The 2,931-nt window shown below is 26.9% G+C and carries 4 protein-coding genes and 1 pseudogene; all 5 read left to right on the top strand.

Annotated features, from left to right (window positions below):
* On the top strand, positions 1-1,070 hold a 1,070-nt coding region (locus U880_RS0106105), incomplete at its 5' end, for a PBSX family phage terminase large subunit (RefSeq protein ID WP_024655187.1).
* 41 nt (positions 1,071-1,111) lie between these two features.
* Positions 1,112-1,597, top strand: coding sequence for a Bdr family repetitive protein (bdr, locus tag U880_RS11865; RefSeq protein WP_038359493.1), 486 nt, complete (start codon positions 1,112-1,114; stop codon positions 1,595-1,597).
* A 166-nt stretch (positions 1,598-1,763) separates the two neighbouring features.
* Positions 1,764-1,931 (top strand): DUF1073 domain-containing protein, encoded by a 168-nt coding sequence (locus tag U880_RS11395; protein ID WP_161626527.1) that lies wholly within the window; start codon positions 1,764-1,766, stop codon positions 1,929-1,931.
* A gap of 71 nt (positions 1,932-2,002) precedes the next feature.
* Positions 2,003-2,743 (top strand): annotated as a pseudogene (locus tag U880_RS10295) (DUF276 domain-containing protein).
* A gap of 12 nt (positions 2,744-2,755) precedes the next feature.
* A partial coding sequence (locus tag U880_RS11220) for a DUF735 family protein (RefSeq protein ID WP_152520381.1) occupies positions 2,756-2,931 on the top strand: 176 nt, incomplete at its 3' end.

The raw sequence follows: 2,931 nt of genomic DNA, 5'->3' as shown, positions 1-2,931 counted from the left end.
AAGATACCAATAATTTTATATTAGGCAACTCACAGAAATCATTAGAAATTAATGTTACAGGCCAGTTTGAAAAGCTTGCTAATATGCTTAAAATACCTTTTGTTCCTAAATATTCAAATACGTCATATTTTGAAATCGATTCTTTAAGAATTAATTTATATGGTGGAGATAAAATAAGAGACTTTGAAAGATTTAGAGGATCGAATTCTGCTGTTATTTATGTTAATGAAGCAACAACTCTTCATAAAGAGACATTAAAAGAAGCGCTTAAGAGACTAAGAATCAAACCAGAGTTTATTGTTTTTGATACTAATCCTGATCATCCAGAGCATTATTTTAAAACAGATTATATTGATAATAATACAATATATTCTACATATAATTTTACGACATATGATAATGAGACAATTTCAAAGGAATTTATAAAGACCCAAGAAGAAATTTATAAAGACTTGCCAACATATAAAGCCAGTGTACTACTTGGAGAATGGGTTGCAAATAATGATGTTATATTTAGTAATATTAATATTATTAAAGAGTATGAATTTAAAAGTCCTATAGCTTATTTAGATCCAGCATATAGTAGTGGTGGAGATAATACTTTTCTTTGTGTTTTAGAGAAGGTGTCGGATAAGTATTATGCATTTATATTTCAAGAGCAAAAACCAGCTGTTGATCCATATGTTATGAATACAATAAAGATAATAATGGAGAATTTAAATGTTAATACTCTTTATATTGAAGATAGAGATGATATTAAAGGAGCTGGTTCATTGACACGTGAATATGTTAAACTTCGAGATAATATGCAAAATTACTTTAGAATTGCACCAACAAGACCTAAAATAGATAAATACGCAAGAATTGTTTCTTTATTAACACCATTTACTTATAACAAGATGCATTTATTAGATTATAGTAGTCGTTCTGTATTTAGTGATATTTATTCATATAATGGAGATGGCCGAAGTCATGATGATGTTCTTGATGCATTATCAGCAGCATATTTAATTATGTCTTTAAATTATCGTGATAGAAGTCAATATTTTACTAAATTTACTTTCATTTAGCTTATAAATTATTGTATAATAATTACATAAGGAGATTCTTTATGGAGTATATGCAAATGGAACCTGTAATTACTAGGCAGATGGTATTCAATGAGCTTGTAAAAGCTGGTATTAATAGAGAGATTGCTGACGATTTGTCTTATAGATACTATAAAAATGAGCTTACTATTAAAGATCTTCAATATTTAGAAAGTAATTTTAACCTTAAACTGGAAATATTAGAGCGTGGCTTAAGATCTGATATTGAAAAAGCTAAAGATGTCCTTGATAACAAAATAGATGCTAAATTTACAGAACTTGATAATAAAATAGATATTATTGAAAACAACTTAAAATCCGATATTAAAGAACTTGATAATAAGATTGATATTGTTAGAAAAGATATGGAACTGAACAAAATGGAACTTGATACTAAGATAGATAAATTTGCCTCAGAGGTTAAAGGAACATTTAAATTACATGCATGGATGTTTGGGACCATTATTACCCTAGCTGTAGGAATTTTATTAACGCTGATATTTAAATAAAGATGTTAATTAAAGATAAAGTAAATTTAAATAAGTAAAAGTTATCCTTCATAAACCAAAACAAGAGTATAAAAAAAGTAACAAAAAATTAAAAAAAGTTAGCAAAAATAATAAAGTGTATTATATTTGTGTGGTATAAGATTAAAAGAAATATAACAAAAAAGATATGAAATTAAATTTTAGATTAAATGTAAGAGATTTATATAAATATTTAATATTTTTTAGGAACTACATAGATAATGTAGCGAAAGATTGTTTAAAGAATGGAATAACATTAGACAGTATATCAAGCACATCGTTAGATGTTGATGATGCTTTAGGTAGTTTAAAATAGAATTAAAATCAGCATTATTACAATGCATTATTAGTTGTCGATTTAATGGTGTTGGATACATTTTAGTAAAGATAGCCGATCAGTTTTTTGATTCTGATGTTGGAGTCTTGAAAAAGAATATTGAACAAATTGTAAATGCTAAACGTCAATATTTAAGAGACAATTACAAAATATTAATTAATGACGACCCAGCATCCATTTATAACATTATTGCTACATCACTTGCATTCAAAGAATGTGAACTAATCGATGAGGTTAACAAATTATTCGAATCTATAAAACCTGATTCTGAATATTGGCAAGCGATAGAAAAACACATAAGTGTAAAAAGTACTACTTATGAGGCCATTAAGAACTCTCTACTATCTATTAATGGTATTACACACGCAAATATCAAAAGTACTGCTGGTACAGCTAGTATTTATCTTATTATAGATGACGAATTTATGAATTCAGATAAAACACAAATAGAAGATACAAATCTAAAAGCAAATATAAAGTAAATATTAAAAAATCATCTATATCTTAATGTTGACGCTAAAATTAGAGATATTTACACCAGAATTGCAAATAATAATTATGGTGATATGGGAATTAGTTTTGAATATCAAGATTTCTTTGCTCCTGTGAATGAAATTAAGGGCGTACACTGCATTGATGTCTCTGTTGCTCTAAAAGAAAACTTGAATACAAAAATTAATGAGATCAATGATAACGAATTTAAGAATAATGAAAATATTCAGGTTGAAGAAAATGAAATTCTTGATTTTGATTTTACTTCTGATAGATTGTTAATCAATATATCCTCATAAAAAGGAGTCTGCATGACAAGTATACCTACTATACCCACAGTCTTTCATGACACTGAAGTTGAAAAAATAATACATGCCGAACTTGAATTCATAGATCAAATAATCAAAGAGGTCAAAACTCTTAATGATAATTTCACAGATATCAATGCTACTACAAATCTAAATTCAAGATTCATAGCATTCTGGTT

Origin of the sequence: Borrelia hispanica CRI, from assembly GCF_000500065.1 — a bacterium.
GTDB lineage: Bacteria > Spirochaetota > Spirochaetia > Borreliales > Borreliaceae > Borrelia > Borrelia hispanica.
This window is presented reverse-complemented; position numbering and strand designations above follow the sequence as displayed.

Bases quoted from the DNA above. Each gene is read 5' to 3' on its own strand.
- bdr (WP_038359493.1), top strand. From the start codon at position 1,112: ATGGAGTATATGCAAATGGAACCTGTAATTACTAGGCAGATGGTATTC.
- U880_RS11395 (WP_161626527.1), top strand. From the start codon at position 1,764: ATGAAATTAAATTTTAGATTAAATGTAAGAGATTTATATAAATATTTA.